This window comes from Streptomyces ossamyceticus, assembly GCF_001418475.1.
GTDB classification, from domain to species: domain Bacteria; phylum Actinomycetota; class Actinomycetes; order Streptomycetales; family Streptomycetaceae; genus Streptomyces; species Streptomyces ossamyceticus.
Window position 1 is genome coordinate 1 of the sequence record NZ_LIQX01000788.1, and the last position, 3053, is coordinate 3053.

3 protein-coding genes are annotated in these 3053 nt (G+C 68.4%); 2 read left to right on the plus strand and 1 reads right to left on the minus strand.

The window, feature by feature from the left end; translation table 11 throughout:
- Nucleotides 1-451: ABC transporter permease (locus AOK15_RS38760; protein ID WP_157870503.1), on the plus strand; the 451-nt coding region annotated here is incomplete at its 5' end.
- A 112-nt stretch (nt 452-563) separates the two neighbouring features.
- Entirely contained in the window at nt 564-1373 is an 810-nt protein-coding gene (gene proC / locus AOK15_RS38765) for a pyrroline-5-carboxylate reductase (protein ID WP_055523612.1), read from the plus strand.
- 67 nt (nt 1374-1440) lie between these two features.
- Here proC and trpS read toward each other — a convergent pair whose 3' ends face one another.
- Nucleotides 1441-2436 carry a tryptophan--tRNA ligase gene (trpS, locus tag AOK15_RS38770; protein WP_055523611.1) on the minus strand — a complete coding sequence of 332 codons (996 nt, stop codon included), beginning with the start codon at nt 2434-2436 and terminating at the stop codon, nt 1441-1443.
- Between the last annotated feature and the right edge of the window lie 617 nt (nt 2437-3053).

Below are 3053 nucleotides of genomic sequence, written 5' to 3' on the forward strand. Positions count from 1 at the left end.
CGCCGGCTACGCCCTCGCCTTCGGCACCCTGGCGATCATCCAGTCCGCCCTCGCCACCGGCCTGGCCGTATGGTTCCTCGACCTGGACGTCACCGGCTCACCCTGGCTGCTGCTCCTCGTCGCCCTCCTCGACGCGCTTCTCGGCACCGCCCTCGGCCTCTTCGTCTCGGCCTTCGCCTCCTCCGAGTTCCAGGCCGTCCAGTTCATGCCGGCCGTGATCTTCCCCCAGCTCCTTCTCTGCGGCCTGTTCACCGCCCGCGCCGACATGCACCCCGCCCTCGAAGCGATCTCCGACGTCCTCCCCATGTCCTACGCCGTCGACGGCATGAACGAGGTCCTCCTCCACACCGACATGACGGCCACCTTCATCCGGGACGTCGCGATCGTCGCCGGCTGCGCCCTCCTGGTCCTGGCCCTGGGAGCGGCCACCCTGAGGCGCCGGACGAGGTAACCCCTCCGTGCCTCCGTGCGCCGTATCCCGCTCACCGGACACGTCATCCGAACCCGCACCCCCGATGGGAGGATGGCCCCAGGACGACGCACCCTCGGAGGGCACCCGCACCATGACCCAGAAAGTCGCAGTCCTCGGCACCGGAAAGATCGGCGAGGCCCTGCTCAGCGGCATGATCCGAGCCGGCTGGGCCCCCGCCGACCTCCTGGTCACCGCCCGCCGCGCCGAGCGCGCCGAAGAACTCCGCACCCGTTACGGCGTCACCCCGGTCACCAACGCGGAGGCCGCGAAGACCGCCGACACGCTGATCCTGACGGTCAAGCCCCAGGACATGGCCGCCCTGCTCGACGAACTCGCCCCGCACACCCCCGCCGACCGCCTGGTCATCAGCGGAGCGGCAGGCATCCCCACCTCCTTCTTCGAGGAGCGCCTGGCAGCGGGCACCCCTGTCGTCCGTGTCATGACGAACACGCCCGCCCTCGTCGACGAGGCCATGTCCGTCATCTCCGCCGGCAGTCACGCGAGTGAGGCCGATCTCGCGCACGCCGAAGAGATCTTCGGCGCTGTCGGCAAGACCCTCCGCGTCCCCGAGTCCCAGCAGGACGCCTGCACCGCCCTCTCCGGCTCGGGCCCGGCGTACTTCTTCTACTTGGTCGAGGCCATGACCGACGCGGGCATCCTGCTCGGCCTGCCCCGCGACAAGGCGCACGACCTCATCGTCCAGTCCGCCATCGGCGCCGCCACGATGCTCCGCGACAGCGGCGAACATCCCGTCAAACTCCGCGAGAACGTCACCTCCCCGGCAGGCACCACGATCAGCGCCATCCGTGAACTCGAGAACCACGGCGTACGAGCCGCGTTGATCGCCGCGCTGGAAGCCGCCCGCGACCGCAGCCGCGAACTGGCCTCCGGCAACAGCTGACCGCGTCGGCCGCCCGAGCCGCAGCGCCGGGGGCGGGACCCCGCCGTCACACCCCCCGGCACGGCGGTCAACCGGCCAGCAACCCGATCGCCCGGTACGCCGCGTCCACCCTCGGCCGCGCCATCTCTCTGGCCTTCGCCGCACCCAACCGCAACACCTCTTCCACGTACGCAGGATCGGCGCACAACTCCTTGTGCCTCTGCTGTACGGGCCTGAGGAGCTCGACCACGGCCTCTGCGGTGTCCTTCTTCAAAGCTCCGTACGACTCATATACACCGCTCAGGTCCTCGGGGTTCCCACCTTCACAGGCGGCGAGGATGTCCAGCAGATTGGCGAGCCCCGGCCGCGCCACCCGGTCGTAGACGACCTCGCGCCCGCTGTCCGTCACCGCCCGCATGATCTTCTTGCGCACCACATCCGGCTCGTCCAGCAGATAGACGATGCCCGGCCCCGCGTCGTCCGTCTTCCCCATCTTCGACGTCGGCTCCTGCAGGTTCATGACCCTGGCCCCGACCTTGGGATGCGTCGCCCGCGGCACCACGAACGCCTGCCCGTACCGCTGGTTGAACCGCACCGCCAGATCCCGCGCCAGCTCCACGTGCTGCGTCTGGTCGTCGCCGACGGGCACCTCGTCCGTCCCGTACGCCAGGATGTCCGCCGCCATCAGCACCGGATACGTCAGCAGCGACAGCCGGACGCTCCCACCCCGTTCCCGCTCCCGCGCGGCTTTCTCCTTGTACTGGATCATCCGCCGCGCCTCACCGTCGGTGGCCACACACTCCAGTACGTACGACAGCCGCGCGTGCTCGTCGACCTGACTCTGCACGAAGACGGTGCACAGCTCCGGATCCAGCCCGGACGCCAGTAGCAGCGTCGCTGCCTGCCGACTGAGCCTGCGTACCCGCGCCGGATCGTGGTCCACGGTCAGCGCGTGCATGTCGACTACACAGAACAAGGCGTCCGTCCGGTGCTGAGCGACCTCGGCCCACTGCCGAACGGCGCCCAGGTAGTTCCCGAGCGTCAGATGCCCGGTCGGCTTGATCCCGCTGAAGACCCGCGTCATCTCTCATCCTCCTGGTCAGGACCACCACCACCGGCCGGCCGCCCTGGAGGGAGATACGAGAACGGCCGCCGGGAGGCGGCGGCCGTCGAGTGCGTACGTGAGCGCGGCCGCCGTCAGGCGGCCCACCACTGCTGGTGACACGTACGCGTAGTCATAGGGGTCAGGCTACGCGGCGGGGGCCAGGTCCGGCAGGGAGTTGACACACCCTGGACCCGTCCGTAGTGTTCTCCGGGTTGTCCGACGTGAGCGCCGACTCCGGTCGGTCCCCGGACAGCCATTCCGCAGGTAAACACCGACAATCGGCGATCCATCGTCGTGCCATTGGTGTGCGCATTCGCAGAATGAGGAATCCGCGTTCGAATGGACGCAGCCCCCGATTAGCTCGGGAGCCAGGAATCCGCTAAAGTCTCACTCGTCGGAACGGCCCAACAGCCGCGAAGACAACTCCCGCTGACTGGGAATCAGGCCCGAAAGGATCTGATAGAGTCGGAACTGCCGGAAAGGGAAACGCGAAAGCGGGAACCTGGAAAGCACCGAGGAAATCGGATCGGAAAACGATCTGATAGAGTCGGAAACGCAAGACCGAAGGGAAGCGCCCGGAGGAAAGCCCGAGAGAA

What these genes read in the sequence shown, in the direction of transcription:
- proC (WP_055523612.1), top strand. Translation starts at nt 564, where the DNA reads ATGACCCAGAAAGTCGCAGTCCTCGGCACCGGAAAGATCGGCGAGGCC.
- trpS (WP_055523611.1), bottom strand. Translation starts at nt 2,436, where the DNA reads ATGACGCGGGTCTTCAGCGGGATCAAGCCGACCGGGCATCTGACGCTC.